Source organism: Streptomyces millisiae (assembly GCF_031845425.1).
Lineage (GTDB): Bacteria > Actinomycetota > Actinomycetes > Streptomycetales > Streptomycetaceae > Streptomyces > Streptomyces millisiae.
The window spans coordinates 1-493 of record NZ_JAVREM010000224.1 but is presented as its reverse complement, the minus strand read 5'-3'; the positions used below and the strand labels follow the sequence as shown (position 1 = coordinate 493).

Below are 493 nucleotides of genomic sequence, written 5' to 3'. Positions count from 1 at the left end.
GAACAACCGGTAGCGTTCGAAAGCCGTGCCGTATTGCGGCACATCGGGGACGCCGCCGGATCGCAGGCCGTCGAGATAGCGTTCGAGTAGTTCCCGCTCGTGGGCGCGGCGCATTTCAGGCCCGAGGCCGGTGGTCATCCAGTAGGACACTTCGCGTAGGCCGGGGCCATGCCAGACAACCTGCCAGTCGAGCAGGCCGGACCGGCCGTCACTCGTCGAAAACGTGTTGCCAAGATGGGAATCCCCATGCAGCAGAGTCAAGGGACCCGCTTCGAATTCGCGGTAGTACGCAGCCGCGTGTCGGTCCAGCGCCTGCGAAACCGCCCGCACAGCCGGAGTCACTTCTGGGCGGCCGAGCTTGAGCGCTCCGGCGCGGCCCCGCGAGTAGAACTGCTTGAGCACGGCATAGCCCGGACGGGCACTCCAGGTCCGCGCCCACGTCAGGTCGCGGCTGAATCGGGGGCTGTTCCAGAACTGCGAGTGCAGATCAGCG

1 protein-coding gene is annotated in these 493 nt (G+C 66.3%); it reads right to left on the bottom strand.

Annotation, left to right across the window (positions count from 1 at the left end; translation table 11 throughout):
- A partial coding sequence (locus RNC47_RS36355) for a phosphotransferase (RefSeq protein ID WP_311605143.1) occupies nucleotides 1-493 on the bottom strand: 493 nt, incomplete at both ends.